Origin of the sequence: Paenibacillus sp. FSL A5-0031, from assembly GCF_001956295.1 — a bacterium.
Lineage (GTDB): Bacteria > Bacillota > Bacilli > Paenibacillales > Paenibacillaceae > Pristimantibacillus.
In genome coordinates this window covers 169,008-187,713 of record NZ_MRTD01000012.1, presented here as the reverse complement: position 1 = coordinate 187,713, position 18,706 = coordinate 169,008, and the positions used below count along the sequence as shown (strand labels likewise).

Sequence of the window (18,706 nt, the reverse complement as noted above, 5' to 3'; positions counted from 1 at the left end):
CGTTTCACCCCTCCGAAGAATAAACATGCCGTTCAATAACAGGAAGATGAAGGAAGGCTGTTACCCCGCCCTGTACATTTTCATATAGAGCTAACGCCGCCGCTTGACCAAATGTTAATCTTGACCTTTGAATCACATTAACCAAGCCGACCCTTTGATAAGAAGAGGACTGCTCTGAGCCGACGGAATGCAGATGATGGTTCAGTGCAGCTAACTGTTCTTCCTCTATTCCACTACCGTTATCCTCTATTTCAATGACAATTCCGTTCTCTACTCTTCTTGCTTGGATCGAAATTTTGGCAGCAGGATTGTCTACCAAACCATGTACAATCGCATTTTCAATTAAAGGCTGTAGCATCAGCTTCGGAATTAATAATTGTTCCAGCCCTGGTTCAAGCTCAACCGTAAGCTCAAGTACCATTTCATTTCTGATCTTCATAATATCGATGTAATGCCCAAGCAGCACGCACTCATCCTTCAATGAGGTCGGTTCATTTACCTTCAGATAGGCTCTGAGCAAGCTCATTAATGAATCGATGCTTTTGCTATGCAGAAGATCCTTCTGCAGGATAAGGCTGCACTTGATAGAGTTTAAAGTATTGATTAGAAAATGTGGCCGAATTTGCATGAACAAAGCCTCGAGCTCCATTACTCTCTTCAGCTCCTGTTCATGCTCAATATCATGAATAAGCCCCTTGAGCTGCTCCATCATCGTGTTCAACGAATGACCAAGCTCAGCGATATCGTCTTTGCCTTTCACTTCAAGCTTCACATCAAGGTTTCCCATCCCAAATTGCCTGACCGCACGCTGCAATTTTTGAATAGGCCTGTGCAATCTCCTTGCAATAAACATAGAAGATATGGAAAAAATAATAAAGAGGAAAATAACGCCTCCTATACCCAAATAGAAGGTTCTTGAAATTTCCCCCGTAAAGGTTTCCTTGTTCGCTTCATAAACAAGCGTCCAGTCTGTTTTGTCTAACGTGACTTCAGAACGAAGAATATCTCTGCTTGCTGCTGCATCGTGCGACAGAAGCTCCGTGCTACCAGCAATAAGAGTTCCCTCTGCATCAAAAAGCGCTACTTTACCAAACTCAATGGGCTTCAGAACTTTCTCAAAGTATGACTCTGAAATACCAATAATCAGAACCGATAGATAGCGTTTGTCATCATTATCATGAATCACTCTTGCCATATAATAGGTCCCTTCCTTATCGGACTCTTCTTTTACCATACCGAGCCGTTGCAGGGTTTCGGGCCTTTTGAGATCAATTTTTTCATATAAATCGTCTAGGTTTCTATTAACTAAATTCAAATCATCCTCATTCGAAGAAATAATAAAGCCTTTTCTATTGACCAAATACATTCGAATGTTATTATTTAAGGGCTTTGATGTAATGAGAGAAAATACTCCCTTTATGTTCGTAAAATTTGTGTAATCCGCATACGTATTCAACCGTTCTGTATCCGCGAATTTTTTCAAATCTGACCGGACATTCGTATCATTAACGATGAAATGCGATGCAAATATAACATCATCAATCGTTGTTCCAATCTCTTCGATCATGACATTCAAGAAGTTGTCATTGCTCAGTTGAAGCTTCTCAACCATCGTCTCTTTAATGAGCACAAATGAGATGACAGATACGGTAATGATAGGAACAATAATAAATAGGAGAAATGACAGCTGAATTTTTTGATAATAGCTTAACCTAGACATATTTACCGCGCCTCTTTCAAGTTGCTTTCATGACTATTGCAGCAGGGTAGCTTATCGCCTTTTTCGCGTTTCAGGCTTTATTTAATAACGGTAATCTCCTTGACCTTTTCTTTCAAGGATATCAACACCACTTCGCCAAAAATCTGTGTGCCGTCAACCATGTAAGAATCAATATGAGAGGATGGAGCCCTATGGCATACAACAATGATATATTGCTCTGTTGAATGCGGAATCACAATCCGGCATGCTTCTACGCTGTTGTCCTCTGCCAACTCACCAGTATATAGGTAGACTGGAACTTTTTCAACGATAGGAATGCTTGTTTCTCCCGCGCGTAAAGGGTAAAGAACCTGCATCATCGATGTCGTACCTGATCCAGTTCTCTCGTAGGTCACATGTTGGTTAGGCTCCACTAGATTATATTCATAAGAAATAACACCCTCGCTCTGCTCAGCCTTAAGTCCAGCTGTCTGGATCGGAATAATGCAAAGATTGGCATCATTCTCATTTGTCGTGCGACAAATACCCGTCTCCTGCGATAAGCTCAGTTGTCCATGAGCAAAATGAAAAAACTGCTTAAACGTATGTTCATTCTGGCTTCTAAAGCAATCCACCACAAGCCAAAAATACGGTTTTACAAAGATGATGCTCCTGCTTGGGTAGACTGGATCATCCAAATGAATGTATCCATCGTGACTTCCGCTAACGTAATCAAAATTCGGCTCAGAAACCCACTCCGTACTTGTTCTTGAAGCTATTCGCCCAAATTGCCATGTATCGATAACTTCCGTAAATTCAGTATCATCAACTACCGTTGTATTATGGGAGCTGCACTGTTTAAGCTGCTTGCGCAGCGGCGTATGATCAGAGTAGTTATATCTCCCCAGATCCGTAAGCAGATCCTTGCCGAACGCATGAATATCGATATGAAGCATATCGGCGTGCCCATGTCCTCCTCCAAGAGGACCACAGCGGAAATAGAGATATAACGCTTGTTCTTCCCAGCCAGAGCGCATCACATAATGCCCTGACTGTTCAAACGCATAAGATTGCTGCGGCGGTATTTGAACGGGGCAATCTTCATAATAGCGAATACCTTCAGGCCCGAAGTTCCAAGCCTGATCAAAATCGACCTTCTCCCATCCAGCAAACCGAAACACGGGGTCTTTGAAAATAATCGCAGCAGCCGTCATAACTGACCGAATATCATTATTATCGCTATCACCAAGCATCACCTGTCTATGATCCGGTCTTGCCCAGTAGAGTGAGGCAGCAGCCATGCTCTTTACCGAGCGAGTAAAACTAGCTTCCATGGTCATTTTATTTTTTTGAGCCAGAGTCATCATGTCTAGGAAGCAGTTCAGCACCTCATGATGATATGTAGGGGACTGCTCCCAGTGAATGCCGTCCTTCATCACTTGCAGTCGCGACGTTTCTCTCAGCCTCTCAGCCGTTAGCTGCTGCCAGTGAATTGTCCGCTTAAATTCTGGAACGAATACGGACATTTGGAATAATCCACTCGTTTCAATAACTCCCCAGTTGCTAATATTACTCCAGCCTGTGAATGATGAAGCTAAATATTCCGCATGCTCATGGAGGGAGACTAACATCTTTGCAAATAGACGCGGTGTCATAACTTGGCTTTCAATTAAATAAGGCAGTGCCTTGATCCAGTTGCTGCAGCGTAGTCCCGCCTCAATAGAGCGCCAAGTTAACGTATTCCTAGTCTGCGCCGAAGGAACAGGGTTTCGATCAATCCAATCCTCTAATTGTAGACAGAAGGTGCTCGCGTATTTCTCATCTCCAGTAAGCTGATAAGCTTGTCCAAGTGCAACCCAGTATCGGTGTCGATTAAGCATGTAGGCCCATTCCACATCACTATCTTGAATGTGATTCCAATCGATTAGCCGATCAAAACATACAGGAACACGGGTACGTTCCATATCCCACTGAAAGCGGAATAGGAAGGTTTGCGATACGACCTCATCAGCTGTTTGCAGCACATCTTGCACTTCTTCTGAACAATGTACATGCACATAGTTGCAAACCTGTTGTATTTCTTTCTTTTGCAAATACATTCTAGGAGAAGTTCGCTCTATAAAATATTGCTTTAGCACCGCAAATGCATCATCAAGCTGATTTTGAAGGATGGCCTGCTTTACCACTTCTAACCCTTCATCATCTAGGTTTAATAGGTTAAATAGGCGCTCTTCATACTGAGCTTGGTTATTTGCCTTCATACCAATAACCTCCGATACCCTTCTCAAGCCTCATCAGCGCTTCCAGATAGTAATAATCTCCCCAGATCATATAGTCATCTGGTGACAATCCTCCGTGCACATAATATGATCCGTGCTTAAGCAGTCCTTCAGCGTCTTCTTCCCCAATCGTCGCGTATTTCTGAACGAGTGAGGTCATTGATTTCTCAAGATGTTCTTGGAAATAGAGACGTTCGGGGTCTTGCTGCTCCATGAGGGAAAGGAGCTCTAATAATCCCGCAGCTACAATCGCAGAGGCCGAGCTGTCTCTGTAGGTATTATTCTCAATGGGTGCATTGAAGTCCCAGTAGGCTACATGGTCGTCTGGCAAATGCTCAAGGAAATAACGGGCAAGTCGCTTTGAAGCTTCGAGGAACTTTTTATCCTTCGTGTAGCGATAGGAGAGTGCGAATCCATATACTCCCCACGCTTGTCCCCTTGTCCATGTTGAACCATTCGTATACCCTTGATGCGTCGCCCCTCCGATCGGTTCACCCGTTTCTAGCTGAAAGAAGAACGTATGATAGGAGCTGTCATCCCCCCTTACTAGGTAACGCCTTGATTTTTCTGCTTGGATACGGGCTGCTTCCATATAGGATGGATTTCCTGTCTGTTCGCTCGCCCAATACAACAGTGGAAGGTTTAACAGACAATCGATGATAATCCGGCCGCCTTCTTTAGCATCTCCCTTTTGTCCCCAAGCTTGAATATAGCCGCCAGGTTCACACCACCGGTTCATAAGCAAATCCGCTGCTTGCAGCGTTAATTGTCGGGCTGCTTCATCCTTCTCCACGATCCATTGTGCTTTGGAGGACAGTGAGTATAAAAAACCGATATCATGATGATCTAGCACAACGTGATCCTTCAAACGTTGATGAAAACTTGTAACCGTCTGATCCGCTGCATTCCGAAACCGTTCGTCTTGTGTATATTCGTAGCATAACCACAGCATCCCGCTCCAAAAGCCATTGGTCCAATCATTATTTTCATTCAATTCATAGGTTCCATTGCTGCTGACATGAGGGAATTTCCCCTCAAATCTTTCTATATTTTTTAGCGTCTTTGCAATAGCATCATCAATAGCCGTTTTCCACACGATGCAAGGCCTCCTTCATTCAACCATTTATTAGTTACGCTCAATCATAACGAAAGAAAGATCGTCTAATGAGAATGAATTTTTGCAGGAATGTGCATTATTTTGACTTTTTTCAAGAACTTCGTTTGATCCATGATTAAAATACAAAAAGAGGTTTTCCAAGCCTCGTTTAAGACGTTGGAAACCTCTTTTTTGATGTTAGTCTCACTTGAATTGAGACTCCGTCTACCAATTATAAGTGTCACTCTGTTACGGGCTTAACAACAAACATGGTTTCGGGTGGCATTACAAATTGATAGGTGCAATCCGTCCATTCAGCCATTATAAGTTTATTTGCCAAATCACGAATTTCAAGCTGTACCTTGCTATAAATAACAAGCTTCCCGCCGATCTCAGTACGAATCTTGGCCTCCTTCAGCTTTCCATCCAACCATTCGATATCAACCGTGAACCCGCCCCTTGCTCGCAAGCCTGTAATACTGCCGGATGACCATGCGGGAGGAAGTGCGGGCAGCAAAAGCAGCTCGCCTCCGTGCGATTGCAGCAGCATTTCTTGAATTGCCGCTGCTCCTCCAAAATTAGCGTCAATCTGAAATGGCGGATGATCTCCGAATAAATTAGGATGAACGGCTTTACGCAACAAATCTTGCAAGCTGTTATGGGATTTGTCGCGATCACCTAACCTCGCCCAAAAATTCGCAATCCAGGCCTGACTCCATCCTGTATGTCCGCCTCCATGCGCCAATCTCCGCTCGAGGGTACGCCGTGCGCCTTCTCCTAATTCCGGCATTCGATGAGCCAAAATTTGCTCACCCGGATGAAGAGCAAATAGATGTGAAATGTGGCGATGTCCAGGCTCAGCTTCCTCATAGTCGACAGCCCATTCCATAATCTGACCGAACTGGCCAATCCCCGGCTTAGGAAGTCTGCTTCGAGCCTCCATCCATTCCACTTGAAGCAGTGGATCAAGATCAACAATTTTTGCTGACTCTATACAGGCGCTAAATAACGCATAAAGTATCTGAGAATCCATCGATGGACCAACGCATAACGACCCGATTGCGCCGCTTTCTGATACATAACTGTTCTCTGGAGAAAGGGATGGTGCGGTTATAAGCCTGCCTTTGTCATCTTCGATTAGATAATCGAGGAAAAAAAGCGAAGCCTCCTTCAGCACCGGATAGGCTCGTTCACGTAGAAACGATACGTTGCCGTTGTATCTGTAATGCTCCCATAAATGAAGGGCAAGCCATGCACCTCCTGATGGCCAAAAGATTGCCGGAGCCCACGCGCAAAATATCCCTGTTTCCGCCCACAGATTGGTTACAGAATGTGCTACAAAACCTCTTGCACCGTATAATTTGCGTGCCGTTTCTCGTCCGTTAACCACCAGCCGATCGATGAGGTCGAACAGCGGCTCATGACATTCAGCCAAATTACCCGCTTCCGCGATCCAGTAATTCATCTGCAAATTGATATTCAAATGGAAGTCTGACTCCCAAGGAGGTGTGAAGCTTTCATTCCATATTCCTTGTAGATTAGCTGGCAGGCTGCCGGGTCTTGAGCTTGCCATAAGCAAATAACGTCCGTATTGATAGAATAACGCTTCAAGACCTACATCTGTATGACCTTGCTGATAATGCAGCAGCCGCTCAGAGGTAGGTTTTTGTTCAAGCTCAAGATTATTCTCGTCATCAGAGCCTAATGTTAGTGATACTCTATCGAATAAATGACTATGATTCTGAACATGCCTATTCCTAAGCTCTGCATTTGGCAAAGAAGCTGCCTGCTCCACCTGTTTGAGCGCCTCCATGCTCGGATCAATGCACCTAAACGAGGTCTGTGCCGCTACTATTAAAGTAACTGAACTCGCATGACGGATATCCAAATAGTTCCCAACCGTCTGTATCTCGCCTCCATCCACGACTGCTCGTAATACAGCTGCGTAATGAACACCACCTGGCCCACATTGTCCTTTCATTGTCAAAGTACCCTCTGCCTCACTGCCAACTTCCCCCTCAAATGGCCTTCGACTCAAACGGGCAGTTAAAGTAAGAGCTTCCTGCTGCGAAGCAGTCAGACGGATAATTAATACTTGGTCTGCTGCACTCGAGAAGACCTCTCTCCGATAGTGAATTGACTCAGAATGATATTCAATAAAGTTGATACCAGACTGAAGATTCAACTCTCGCTGATAGTCCGAAGCGTTATGATGACCTTCCATCTTAATGGTTAAATCACCAAGAGGCTGATATGGACCAAAATAATGCGGAGCATTGGTCATATGCAGCAACGCTAATTTTTCTGCTTCCTGCGGTTCTCCTTTCAGCAATAAGCTTCTAATTTCCTGCAGCTTTCCAATGGAAGCTGGATTATCATTGCCTATCGGCCCTCCATACCAGATCGAGTCTTCATTTAATTGAATTCTCTCGGATTGAATCCCACCGAATACCATGCCGCCCAAGCGTCCATTGCCGATTGGAAATGCCTCAGTCCACACACTAGCAGGCCGTTTCTCTATTAATCTATCATTTTTAATCCCCATATTTTCTCACTCCAAATTAGTTCTTATAGAACGCAGTGGTAGTAACTTAAATTTCTAGTCATTTAAAATCTAAGTAACTTAAAACACTAGTAACTTAAAACGCGTGTAATACTGAAATATACAATAGTAATCATTCCACTATAGAGCAAACAAGGACAAATCAAAGGAGCGATACTGACTTTGGGCAAGTAAAATTTTGACTATTTGACTATCTGACTGTCTGAATCTATTTGTCGCTGCAATTCAGTTCCTTGCTTTGTGTTAAATAAGTGCTTTTCAAGAATCATCATTTGTCTTTTAGTGGCAGCGGTTCTGCCTTCGATTTTCGCGGAGGAAGTGGAGAAAACAAGGGGATAAGCGTAGAAATTACTGATCCGCGAACCTTAATTCCATTAGATATGGAGTTAAATATAGAGTCTATAATAAAGACAATCGGACAGTTGTTGTTAATGAAACACCGCGCACTTACAGTGTAGCTGAAGAGATCATTGCTCAAATTAATCAAAAAGCCATACTTCATTTAGAAGCTCTGGTCAAGTGTATTCCCCTCCAGATATTGTTTATCGTTCCAGCCGTGTCGAAGACCAATGGTTTCCTACACAAAAAACACATGTGACAGGACTCGAAAAAATACTGGATTTTTAATAACCAAAAAAGCCCCCGCCGCCTTCCGTTTATTCAACGGTTAGCCATGCGGAAGCTATGTTATAAGAAAAGTCTTCTATTCCTTATTCAAAAATCGGCGCTTTCTAAGGCATTCTTTGTAATCAAAGCAGGGTTTTTAGTCCTTCGCATCTGCCAGTTGCGCCAAAAACTTAATATTACCGGCCTTTTCATTAATTGCTAATTTTATCTAACTTAACAAAAATTCCGAAGGCATTATGTGCTCAATTACGGTTGATGCTTTGTGCTAATTCTTTACTAATTCACCTAGACTCTTTTCTCGAATGCTTAAGTCATCATTTATTTTCACGATAATAATTACAATTAATTTCAAGAAAATCAAGTAGTTTATTCTATGCATCTCATCATCATTGGTATGTGTTCCATGAAGATAACTATTACGCAAATCCAATGAATTGCTAAATTTTGATTTATTTAAATGGTAATCTAAATAATCCTGCTCACCTTCAGTAAAGAGTTTACTATCAGAAATGAGTACCTCTTCTTTTATAAGAATATCAATCTCTTCTCTTAATTTAGAATTACAATTCCAGTAACTTATTACTTCATTCTAATTTAAATTACGATCCCACTCACAAGTGTATTTTTAATAATTCCATAGAAATCACGTCGAAGTACAAGCAGAATGCTCACAACCTAATTGTACCATATATTGGATTGATACTTTGATTCGATAAATTCATCTCTTTTGTTCGAAGGATGTGCACTATAGCTTTCTGGCATACCAAAAAACAAAATTAAAGTTAAATAACCCCTTGCGAAAACCTTTAGAATCATCTTTATGCTTGAAACCAATATTCCCCCCTTAATAAAAAAAAGGACCACTAAAGTGCTTATCACTTCTTTGAGTTTGAGTTGTTTCATCTATGAGGTATTTCAAACTTTATCATCGATTTGATAATTTCCATATTTACAATTTCAAATTAATTTTCAATTTCCTTCAAGTTTAAGATCATACCTTCACCCCAATATAATTAATTAAACCTATCTTTTGTTTAACTTTGAATTTTAGATTTTCGTACCCTTCTCGATATATATATATTTTCACCAAATAATCAAATATCGTACTTGCTCTCACAATGAAAAGCTCTTCAATTTGCTTTAAAGTTTGTTCTCCTTCCAATATAATTGAACTAATTTCTATTTTGTAAGACTTTTATCCCAGTAAAAATCAAGTAGTAACTCTTTATTTAATATTTCTTCAGTGCTAAATTGATTTCGTTCTGAGTTTAAAGTTGTTTGCAATGATGGCACTAATAGTCTAACTTTTGGAATATAAAAAGCTCCTTTTCTCAACTTGTTTACGACAAGTGATGAAAAGGAGCTTCTCTTCGATTGAGAGTTCTGTGTATTAAATTACTTTTTAACACCCAGAACCTAGTGCTTTGAATATCACTTGAAATAATTTCAGGAATACTTGATACACAATAATTCAACAATCCTTTTCATATCCCGTCCAGCTTCGCACCTTGCAGCAGCTGACGTCTCGTCCATTCGTTGGCCACTATGGCATCGCCGTCCGCGGACAGCTGCTCATACAGCCGTCTCCTAAGTACGGCAAGCAGCTCTGCGTGCTCTAACTTCCCCCTCACATTAACCAGTTCGCCAGGATCATTAACCATATCATACAGTTCATCTACGTCTGTTAAATTCCAAACATACTTCCAGTCTGCCGTGCGGATCATCCGCTGCGTATAAAGTCCGAACTGTTGGCCGTTATAAGTCGACACAGCGGCGTCCCGCCAATCGGCAGGCTCCTCCCCAGCCAGCAGTGGCACAAGTGAGCGCCCCTGCAAATCCCCAGGATCATGCGTTTGCAGATTGAGAAGCTCCAAAAGCGTCGGCGGCAAATCTAGAAAATTGTAGACAAATCGGTCACATCGTCCGCCCACTTCTACGTCCCCGACGACGCCCGGCATCCGAATGATTAGCGGCACCCGAACAACATCGTCATACATGATGTAGTGCTTATCCATCATACCGTGGGAACCGCACATATCACCGTGGTCTGCGGTAAAGATCACAATGGTGTTATCCGCCATACCTAAGCGCTCCAGCGTCCCCAACACTTGTCCAATGGCATCGTCGAGCTGACTAATGATGGCGTAATAACGGGCAACGATCGGCGCCCAGTCCTGCCAATCATAATCGGCAACGCCCCAGCTCTCCAGCTGCTGGCGCTGAATGTACGGCTTTCCGGCAAAGGTATCGCGGAAGCCTGCCCACTCCGGGATGTCCGCAGCAGCATACATCCCTGCAAAAGGAAGTGAAGGTCGGCAGGGCAAGTGGGGATCGCTAAAGTGCAGCGCCATATGCCAAGGTCGACCATCGCCTTGCAGCCGCTCCAGCGTCTCACTTGCACGCGCGGCGAACCAATGCGTCTCTGCGTCCTCTAGCGGGAGCGGACTCTCTTCGCCGAAGAAGCCATGCTCGTATCGGACGTCCGGATGCTTTTGCGAGATAAAGTCATGATATTCAGCTTCGCTGACGTATGAATCGAAACCATAAGCCGCAGGCCCGTGCACCGGATTGACTCCCCATTTGCCCAAATATGCGGTTGCATAACCGCTCTCCGCAAGTGCTCTCGTCCATGTATAGGCTTCCGGCGGCAGTGCAGCCACAGGCAGCGCCCCGCTGTAATTCCATAAAGCGCCGAATGTTTCCGGCCTCCTGCCTCGCAGGAGTGACTGCCTCGCCGGTGCGCATACCGGCAGTACGGAATAAGCGTGGGAGAAAGAGACTCCTTGTTCAGACAGACGGTCAATGTGCGGTGTACGAACGGGATATTTACCGCTGAAGCCCACGCAATCCTCTCGCAATTGGTCTGCCGTAATCAGCAGTACGTTAGGCCTCCGCTCTTTCATCGAGTGTGGCATGCGCGCTCAGCTCCTTTCCTTCCCGCAGACCCTGTGTACCGGTCCGATATTCGCGCGGCGAGCAGCCGGCATAACGAACGAACAGTCGGCTAAAGAACGATGGATCGTCGTAGCCGACCATAGTCGCGATGTAGATGACCTTCTGGTCGGATTCCAGCAGCATCCGCTTCGCCCGTTCAATACGAATTTCGTGCAACAGGTCGAATACGCTTTTCCCAAACTCCTCGCGCACCAATCGGTTCAGTTGCCTTGTGCTGACATTAAACAAGCCGGACAACGCTTGAAGCGTAATTTTTTTGTCAAAATGGCGTTCGAGATAACCGGAAATTCGTCTGGCCATCATTACTCGTTCCGATTGGCGCGGGGATTTATGAATACGATGGCTTTGCATATAGGCGTAATAGCGAGACAGAAGAACGAGCAGCTCCACCATCTGCAGGCGAATCAACGTCGTGTGCCCAGGGCCGCGGCTGTTGAGCTCACGGATCATGTTCTCCAGCAGCGCCAGCACGGACGACGCCTCCTGCCCGTTCAGATTCAAGTAATGGTTGAAACGGACATCCTGTTTCAGGAAGGGATGCACGTAAAAGTAGTCCATCGATGCCGTGATTTCCAGCTCCTGAAGCAGCGCATCGGGAATAAAGGACGGCATAAACAAACAGTTGATGATTTCCATACTTCCGCCACTCTCTACGGAATAAGCATGCGTCTCGCCGGGATTGATAATAAACACATCGCCCGCATGAATGTTGTAATGGTTGCCTTGGAAGATATGGACGCCCTGTCCATGCACCACAAATACGAGCTCAATGAACTCGTGACCATGTTCAGAGACAGAAGCTTGCACCATCCGATTGATCCAGAACGGGAATTCATCCTTCATGTAACTATTGCTTCCCAGTATATGCCCCATCCTTCATCCCCTCGGTTCGTAATCGGATCAAGATCCGATGGTCTGTTCATGCCGCCCGTCTGTCGCCTGATCGAATCGTTCACGGCGCGGATCCTGAAACCATTCGTCCCACGTCATCCCTGACTCCGCCAAAATCTGCTCAATGCGTCTGCGGAACGGAAGTCCCGCCTCGCGAAGCTGCCGATCCTTCGGATCCTCACGGCCACCAAGCTTCGCCTTCACCCAACTATCCAGCTGCCGTTCCAGCTGATCGGCGAGCTCTGGCTCCCGCTCCGCAAGATTTACCGTCTCTTCTGGATCGGCATCCAGATCATACAGCTCTCTAGGCGGCCTAGTAAAAGGCCCCGCGTCGTACGTGCGAATAAACTTGTAGCGCTCCGTCCGTATGCCGCGCGCCGCTTGCCATGCGCATTCACTAAGGTAGACAGCATCGTGCGTTCCGTCAGCCAAGTTGAGAATAGAAGGCCATAAGCTTCGCCCGTCCATGCCTGGCGGGTCTGCAACCTTCATAAGCTCGATACCTTCTGGCTGCTCGCTGCGTATCGCTTCCAGTATTGTCGGCATGAGGTCAACCTGCTGCACGAGACCTTGCACCCTGCGCCCCTCTGGGATACGACCCGGCCATCGCATAATAATCGGCACATGGACAGTCGGCTCGTATAAGCCGCAGTGATCCCAATAGATGTCGTGCTCCGTCAGACTTTCGCCATGATCGCCAAATAGTATGAGCAGCGTATCCTCTTTGATACCTAACTTCTCCAGATGAGCGTCGAGTTCCTTCAAACGATCATCAAGATAGCGGATTTCTGCATCATATAGCGCGTCGTAGTAAGCGCTGTCGGTCACTGGGCCAACGAGATCGTAATGGTGGTGCTTAAAGAAAGGATAGGCGGGATGATTGTAAGCTGGTTCCATGCTTCGGTTGTTCGGATCATACGGATCTCGCCCCACTTCATAAAAGTCTGGAATATAGGATTCCGGCGGCAAATAAGGCGTATGAGCATCCCAGTAATGGAGGAACAAAAAGAACGATTCATCCTTATGCTCCGCCAGCCATGGCATAGCTAAATCGTTGACCGTTCGGCCGTCGATCCAGCGATTGCCGCCAACGCTGTTCGTATAGTAGCGATAACCCCGGGCAAACCATTCCTTAAGCTGGTACAAATTGTCCACCGCCGATGTCGTGAAGCCTGCGCCGCGCAGCAGGTTTGGCAGCCACGGGGTCGATTTGGGCAGATGCGTCAGCTCTGAGCCATGGGAGACAATCCCTGTCGTAAGCCCTACTTTGCCTGTAAAAATGCCGGTATGCGCCACTTCGGTTGGAATGTCTGCGGCATAAGCTCGCTCGAAAAGCACACCTTGCTCGGCAATCTGGTCCAAATATGGGCTTGTCGGCTTGGAATAGCCGTACCCACTCAGCCTTGATGCACGAAGCGTATCCAGCGATATCAGTATGATCTTCATTGTATGTCTCCTTCGGGTAGTCCGGTATTCCGGTCCTTATTCACCTCTTGGGTTATGCTCGCTGCGCCGCATGCTTGAACCTCATATTGGCATGCAGCCAGCCCATTACGGCTTCGCCGTTATTCTGCAATGAAGCAGTAGCGGTATCGATTATGATGTCGGGCGAGTGCGGTACCTCGAATGGATCGGAAACGCCTGTAAAATGGTGCAATTCCCCGTTTCTCGCTTTAGCATACAAGCCCTTCACATCACGGCGCTCGCATTCCCCGAGCGGGCACTGCACATAAACTTCCACAAATCCGGGCAGCTGCGAACGGGCATAGTCCCGCATTTCCTCATAAGGTGTGATGGCAGAGACGAGCACATCTACGCTATTGCGAGAGAGAAGCTTAGCGACGTAGACGATCCGTTTAATATTTTCCAATCGATCCTCCCGTGAGAATCCAAGTCCTTTACAAATCGTTTCTCTAAGCTCATCGCCATCGAGCAGCTCCACGTGCCGTCCTTCCCGCAGCAGCTCTGCCGCTATATGCTTGGCCGTCGTCGTCTTGCCTGCTCCCGACAAGCCCATGAACCATATAACCGAGCCATGTTGTTTATCCATGTTGTCCTCTCCTCTCGCCAAGTTCGGTCGCTTATCCGATTGCAGGCACGTCAATGGGCATCCCGCCGGACTGATGCGAACGAATTGCGGCTTCAATAACTTCCTGTGCGGCAAGCGCATCCGCTCCTGACGCCTCGATCTTCTCCGGCGCATCGCCTGCTTTGACCTGCTCGATGAATCGATTGATCCGATGGGTAAACGTATCATTGAAGCCCTGCATCCCGCCAAACAGTGAGTTGCGTACAACGAGCAGTTCGTCGGAGTGATGCGGATAATACGTCATGCTTTCGTAAACGTTGTCGATAACAAACCGGCCTTCATGACCTGCGACTTCGCAATATTCAATGGGATGCCGCATCGACATGTCGTAGCTGCCGGTCAAGTGGCCAACCGCTCCGGAAGCAAACGTCACATTGACGGATGCGGTTGACCAGCTCTGACGTCCCGGCGCCTTGGTCATGAACGCTTGAACCCGCTTAATATCACCGGCAAAATACCGCATGACATCGATGGAGTGAGGATGCAGAGCACGCATATGCAGCCATTCCGTATCCTCCTGCGGATTCTGAATCGTTAGCCGCATATTGACAAAGAGAAGGGAGCCTAGCTTGCCAGCTTCCATCAGTTCTTTCGCTTTGTAAGCAGCCGGCGTAAATCGATGATTCAAATTACAAGCGAGCCGAACGCCCCGTTCCCGGGCGGCAGCAACCAGCGTCCTCGCTTCCTCAATTCGGTTAGAAATCGGCTTTTCTACATGGACGTCCTTGCCAGCATCGATCGCAATCATCGCGGGTTCAAAATGATGACTGCCCTTCTCAACCCCCGCCGTCGCTACGACGACTAGATCGATCTGTTCTTTAGCTAGCAGCTCTCTCAGGTCGGTATACGCTGGAACGCCATGTTCAAGACCAGCTGCTTCCGCGCGTTCTGGCATCAGGTCACAGACAGCCGCAAGTTCCGTGTCTGGATGCTGCCGATAAGCACGGCAATGGATTTTCCCAATATGATTGACACCAACGACAGCAACCCGAATCATTTGGATGCCGCCTCCTCCTTGGATTGAAGGGAGCGCGCGCCAATAATATTGCCGATATGCAGTGACTCGTATGCCTGCTCAGACGAGGTGAACGTCTGGCCTTTGCCATGCCAATTCAGATTCGTATAGATCGGATTCGTACGACCCGTCTGCGCTTCACGTTTTGCAATATGGTCCTCCATCCGCTTCGTAAGCAGTCCAACGACTTCCGGCTGCAGCTCCGCCACATTGTTGTTTTCTTCTGGATCTTGGATCAGATTGTACAGCTCTACCTCCGGCTTAAAATGGAAGTCCGGCTCAAGCGAGCGGATAAGCTTCCATTCCGGTGTGCGCCAGCCGTGCTTGCGCATCCACGTGCATTCCGTCAAATACAGCTCGCTTATCCGCTCTGAATCTTCGCTCGCAACCGGCTCAAGCAGGCTGCGGCCGTCGAAGGAAATGTCGCTGTCGATGCCAATCAACTGCAGCAGCGTCGGCATAATATCCGAGATGACCGACACATCCTGAGCCCGTTTTCCCACAGGCAAACGCCCCGGAAACTTAATAATAAGCGGCACGACAAGCGTACAGTCATACAGGCCGTGATGATCAAAATAACAGTCGTGCTCATACAGCGTCTCGCCGTGATCCGACGTAATAACGACAAGCGTCTCTTCCTCTAAGCCCAGCGCGTTCAGCTTCTCGAAGATACCTTGGATACAAGCATCCATATAAGCGATTGCTCCATCATATTGCGCGCCAACATAGGCTTCATCAGTGACGCCTTCCGGAATCCATGACTTCAAGAAGTCGGCGAACGGCTTAAAATTGTAAACCGGCTCCATGGAGTCGTTGGCTGGGTCCTTCTCGTCCTTGCCGTAGAACATCCGCTCGAACGGCGCAGGCGGCAAATACGGGGAATGAGGATCCATATGCCGCATGAACAGCAGGAACGGCTTATCCTCTGCCGCCAGCCGCTCCAGCTCTGGAATGGCAACATCATTTAAATTTTGTGCCTTGGGCGTACGTCCCGACTCATCAGGCACCCAAGATTCATAATCGAGATATGTTTGGAAACCGCGCGATGATGGATTGCCCGAGAAGCCGACACATGACGTGTTATAGCCGTTCTCCGCAAGCAGCTCAGGCAGCGTCTTCACGTGACTGCCAAGCGGTCCTTCGTGGCGCAGCGCTACAACGTCGGTTCCGAACACATCCATACCCGTCAGCATCGATGCATAAGCTGGCGTTGTCGGAATGCCCGGACTGAAATGTTTCTCATATAGAACGCCCTCGGCAGCAATTTTATCCAGATGCGGAGTAGTCAGCCTCGAATAACCATACGCACTCATATGATCCCGACGAAGGCTATCTATGCCGAACAGTAGAATATTTGGTTTCTTATTAGTCATTTTGAAATCCTCCTTTTGGATGAAAATAATGCTTTTATCGCGCGTTCAGCTGTTTAAGAACCGCATTTAGATAGCCGTACGACTCAGCGGCTACGATGGATACCTGCGCAAGCGTATGCTCAGGTGAAGCACCAATGACCTCAACGACGACCGGCCCGTCGTAACCTCCGTCCACCATCGCTTTGCAGTAGCCATATAGATCGATGTCGCCCCGTCCGCACGCCTGAAGCATGATCGGTCCAGGTCCCTGCTCCCGTCCTTTGCAGTCACGGATATGAACATGCTTTACGCGACTAAGCACAGCGGGTAGCGCTTTCTCCGCATTTTCGCCGGCACGGTGGATATGGCTCGGGTCCATGTCGATGCCAAACGCCGGGGAGATGATCGACTCCATCGCCCGCAGCGTGGTCGGCGTATTGTGAATGGCATTGCCGACATGAGCTTTGACGCAGAGCGTGATGCCAAATGAAGCCGCTCTCTCCGCCATCCGCGCAAGCATCTCGATCGACGCCTGCAGGTCTTCTTCGACACCCAGCTTTCCGCCAGGACCAACGTTTACGATTGGAATTCCAATTTCAGCGGCAGCTTCAAACGCTGGGAGCAGCCGCTCCTCATTGAGCGATGCCACCTCAGTCGACAGAAACGTTAGGCCGTTTTCCTGCACAATCGCCTGCAGCTCACTCTTCTGCTGCTTCCAGCGGCTGAGATCCAGATGCTCGCACATGCCTTGAATGGCGGCAATCTCTACACCGTCGTAGCCGCTGGCCGCAATATGCTTCGCCGCTTCAGCGAAATTGAACTCTTTGAACAGTACGGAATTGACACCTAGTTTAATCATGTATGAGTCCTCCTGAATAATGGATTAGTAAAACATGTATTAGTTCATGTTCCTGCAATACCTGCATAGATATCGCAAGCAACAAAATAGTACCGCGCTATCTTACTGAGATTATTTCAGATAAAACGGATCACCGTGCAGCGGCGGAAGCGGCTGAGGACGAACGACCTCTCCCCCGCGTTCATACGATTCCTGTACAGCATGCACATACTCCAGCACAGCAAGCGCATCGCGTCCGCTGGCGCGCAGCGCATCCGGAGACACCTTGTTGTCAACATCCTCCAGAAATGCATGCAGACGATGGTTGAAAGTCCGGTTGAAATCATTTGTTCCGAAATCCGTCACTTCAGGCTCAATCGGAACGCTGATCGCTGGAATGCCTTTGTCCGCTTTCCAGAACGACACTTTCTCGACGCAGTTCTCAATGGTGAATGTCCCCTTCGAACCCCCAACCTCAAGACTCCACCAGCCGCCTAGTCCGTAGACCGCATCGCCGCGCTGGCTCAATAAATAGCCAACTGCACCATTTGCGAACTTCATATGGATACTGTTGATGGACACCATAACATCGCCTGCGCTCCGGCGGAAGCCTGGACGGTCGGAGAACGTCTGGATGTGCGTAATATCACCGCAGAAATGGCGCATAACACTGAATGGGTGGGTCAGGAACGCCCGCATATGGAAGTAAGGGTGGCCTTTCACTTTATCCGAGCTGGCAAGCGCATAGTTGAGCTCGCCGCCGTTGAAGCCCATTTTGGCAAGACAATAGATTAATTCGCCCACCTCGCCGCTCTCCATATATTGCTTTGCCTTCTCCGCCGGCGGTGTGAAGTAATGGTTCAGGTTGCAGCCTAGATACACCTTCTGCTTCTCAGCAAATGCCACCATCTCGCGGCCTTCTCGCACATCGTTGCACAGCGGCTTCTCCACGAGCACGTGCTTTCCGTAAGACATCGCTTCCATCGCCGGTTCAAAATGCCAGCTGCCGTTGTCAATGCCGCCTGTCGTCACATCGATCACCTGAATATCAGGCTCGTTCTCGATCATGTCCTTAAGCGTATAGTACGCTTTTACACCGTGCTTCTCCGCAGCTGCGTCGGCGCGCTCCTTAATGACATCGCATACCGCTACGACATCAGCCAATTCATCCTCCTTGTAACAATTCGCATGGTTGTTGCCGATCCCGTTCATGCCTACAATTCCAATTTTGACCGCCATATTCAACTTCCTTTCGTCCTTTGAATTGGATAATGAATTTCCTAGATCATATCGATAGCCTAA

The 18,706-nt window shown here is 47.3% G+C and carries 12 protein-coding genes; all 12 read right to left on the bottom strand.

The annotated features are described in order from the left end of the window. Positions 1-4 precede the first annotated feature (4 nt). Positions 5-1,720 carry a sensor histidine kinase gene (locus BK120_RS21330; RefSeq protein WP_076269511.1) on the bottom strand — a complete coding sequence of 572 codons (1,716 nt, stop codon included), beginning with the start codon at positions 1,718-1,720 and terminating at the stop codon, positions 5-7. A gap of 77 nt (positions 1,721-1,797) precedes the next feature. After that, positions 1,798-3,960: an alginate lyase family protein gene (locus tag BK120_RS21325; protein ID WP_076269510.1), complete on the bottom strand. Its 2,163-nt coding sequence runs from the start codon at positions 3,958-3,960 to the stop codon at positions 1,798-1,800. Beyond that, on the bottom strand, positions 3,947-5,074 hold the full coding sequence (locus BK120_RS21320; RefSeq protein WP_076269509.1) for a glycoside hydrolase family 88 protein: 1,128 nt from the start codon (positions 5,072-5,074) through the stop codon (positions 3,947-3,949). The genes BK120_RS21325 and BK120_RS21320 overlap by 14 nt, the downstream gene beginning before the upstream one ends. Before the next feature lie 241 nt (positions 5,075-5,315). After that, a complete protein-coding gene (locus BK120_RS21315; RefSeq protein WP_076269508.1) occupies positions 5,316-7,619 on the bottom strand; it encodes a glycoside hydrolase family 95 protein in 2,304 nt (767 codons plus the stop codon). Positions 7,620-9,748: 2,129 nt separating this feature from the next. Next, the gene (locus tag BK120_RS21310; protein WP_076269507.1) at positions 9,749-11,179 is read right to left on the bottom strand and encodes a sulfatase family protein; all 1,431 of its coding nucleotides are present in this window, start codon (positions 11,177-11,179) and stop codon (positions 9,749-9,751) included. Then, positions 11,148-12,062, bottom strand: a complete 915-nt coding sequence (locus tag BK120_RS21305) for an AraC family transcriptional regulator (RefSeq protein ID WP_179089847.1) — start codon at positions 12,060-12,062, stop codon at positions 11,148-11,150. The genes BK120_RS21310 and BK120_RS21305 overlap by 32 nt, the downstream gene beginning before the upstream one ends. A gap of 57 nt (positions 12,063-12,119) precedes the next feature. Further along, positions 12,120-13,556: a sulfatase family protein gene (locus BK120_RS21300; RefSeq protein ID WP_076269505.1), complete on the bottom strand. Its 1,437-nt coding sequence runs from the start codon at positions 13,554-13,556 to the stop codon at positions 12,120-12,122. 52 nt (positions 13,557-13,608) lie between these two features. Beyond that, positions 13,609-14,160, bottom strand: a complete 552-nt coding sequence (gene cysC / locus BK120_RS21295; RefSeq protein ID WP_076269504.1) for an adenylyl-sulfate kinase — start codon at positions 14,158-14,160, stop codon at positions 13,609-13,611. Between the two features lie 31 nt (positions 14,161-14,191). Beyond that, positions 14,192-15,196 carry a Gfo/Idh/MocA family protein gene (locus BK120_RS21290; protein ID WP_076269503.1) on the bottom strand — a complete coding sequence of 335 codons (1,005 nt, stop codon included), beginning with the start codon at positions 15,194-15,196 and terminating at the stop codon, positions 14,192-14,194. Further along, positions 15,193-16,587 (bottom strand): sulfatase family protein, encoded by a 1,395-nt coding sequence (locus tag BK120_RS21285; protein WP_076269502.1) that lies wholly within the window; start codon positions 16,585-16,587, stop codon positions 15,193-15,195. The genes BK120_RS21290 and BK120_RS21285 overlap by 4 nt, the downstream gene beginning before the upstream one ends. A gap of 34 nt (positions 16,588-16,621) precedes the next feature. Then, on the bottom strand, positions 16,622-17,425 hold the full coding sequence (locus BK120_RS21280) for a sugar phosphate isomerase/epimerase family protein (protein WP_076269501.1): 804 nt from the start codon (positions 17,423-17,425) through the stop codon (positions 16,622-16,624). A 111-nt stretch (positions 17,426-17,536) separates the two neighbouring features. Beyond that, positions 17,537-18,643, bottom strand: a complete 1,107-nt coding sequence (locus BK120_RS21275) for a Gfo/Idh/MocA family protein (protein WP_076269500.1) — start codon at positions 18,641-18,643, stop codon at positions 17,537-17,539. Between the last annotated feature and the right edge of the window lie 63 nt (positions 18,644-18,706).

Coding starts and splice junctions, on each gene's coding strand:
- BK120_RS21315 (WP_076269508.1), bottom strand. CDS start 7,619: ATGGGGATTAAAAATGATAGATTAATAGAGAAACGGCCTGCTAGTGTG.
- BK120_RS21275 (WP_076269500.1), bottom strand. CDS start 18,643: ATGGCGGTCAAAATTGGAATTGTAGGCATGAACGGGATCGGCAACAAC.
- BK120_RS21310 (WP_076269507.1), bottom strand. CDS start 11,179: ATGCCACACTCGATGAAAGAGCGGAGGCCTAACGTACTGCTGATTACG.
- BK120_RS21285 (WP_076269502.1), bottom strand. CDS start 16,587: ATGACTAATAAGAAACCAAATATTCTACTGTTCGGCATAGATAGCCTT.
- cysC (WP_076269504.1), bottom strand. CDS start 14,160: ATGGATAAACAACATGGCTCGGTTATATGGTTCATGGGCTTGTCGGGA.
- BK120_RS21280 (WP_076269501.1), bottom strand. CDS start 17,425: ATGATTAAACTAGGTGTCAATTCCGTACTGTTCAAAGAGTTCAATTTC.
- BK120_RS21300 (WP_076269505.1), bottom strand. CDS start 13,556: ATGAAGATCATACTGATATCGCTGGATACGCTTCGTGCATCAAGGCTG.
- BK120_RS21305 (WP_179089847.1), bottom strand. CDS start 12,062: ATGAAGGATGAATTCCCGTTCTGGATCAATCGGATGGTGCAAGCTTCT.
- BK120_RS21325 (WP_076269510.1), bottom strand. CDS start 3,960: ATGAAGGCAAATAACCAAGCTCAGTATGAAGAGCGCCTATTTAACCTA.
- BK120_RS21290 (WP_076269503.1), bottom strand. CDS start 15,196: ATGATTCGGGTTGCTGTCGTTGGTGTCAATCATATTGGGAAAATCCAT.
- BK120_RS21330 (WP_076269511.1), bottom strand. CDS start 1,720: ATGTCTAGGTTAAGCTATTATCAAAAAATTCAGCTGTCATTTCTCCTA.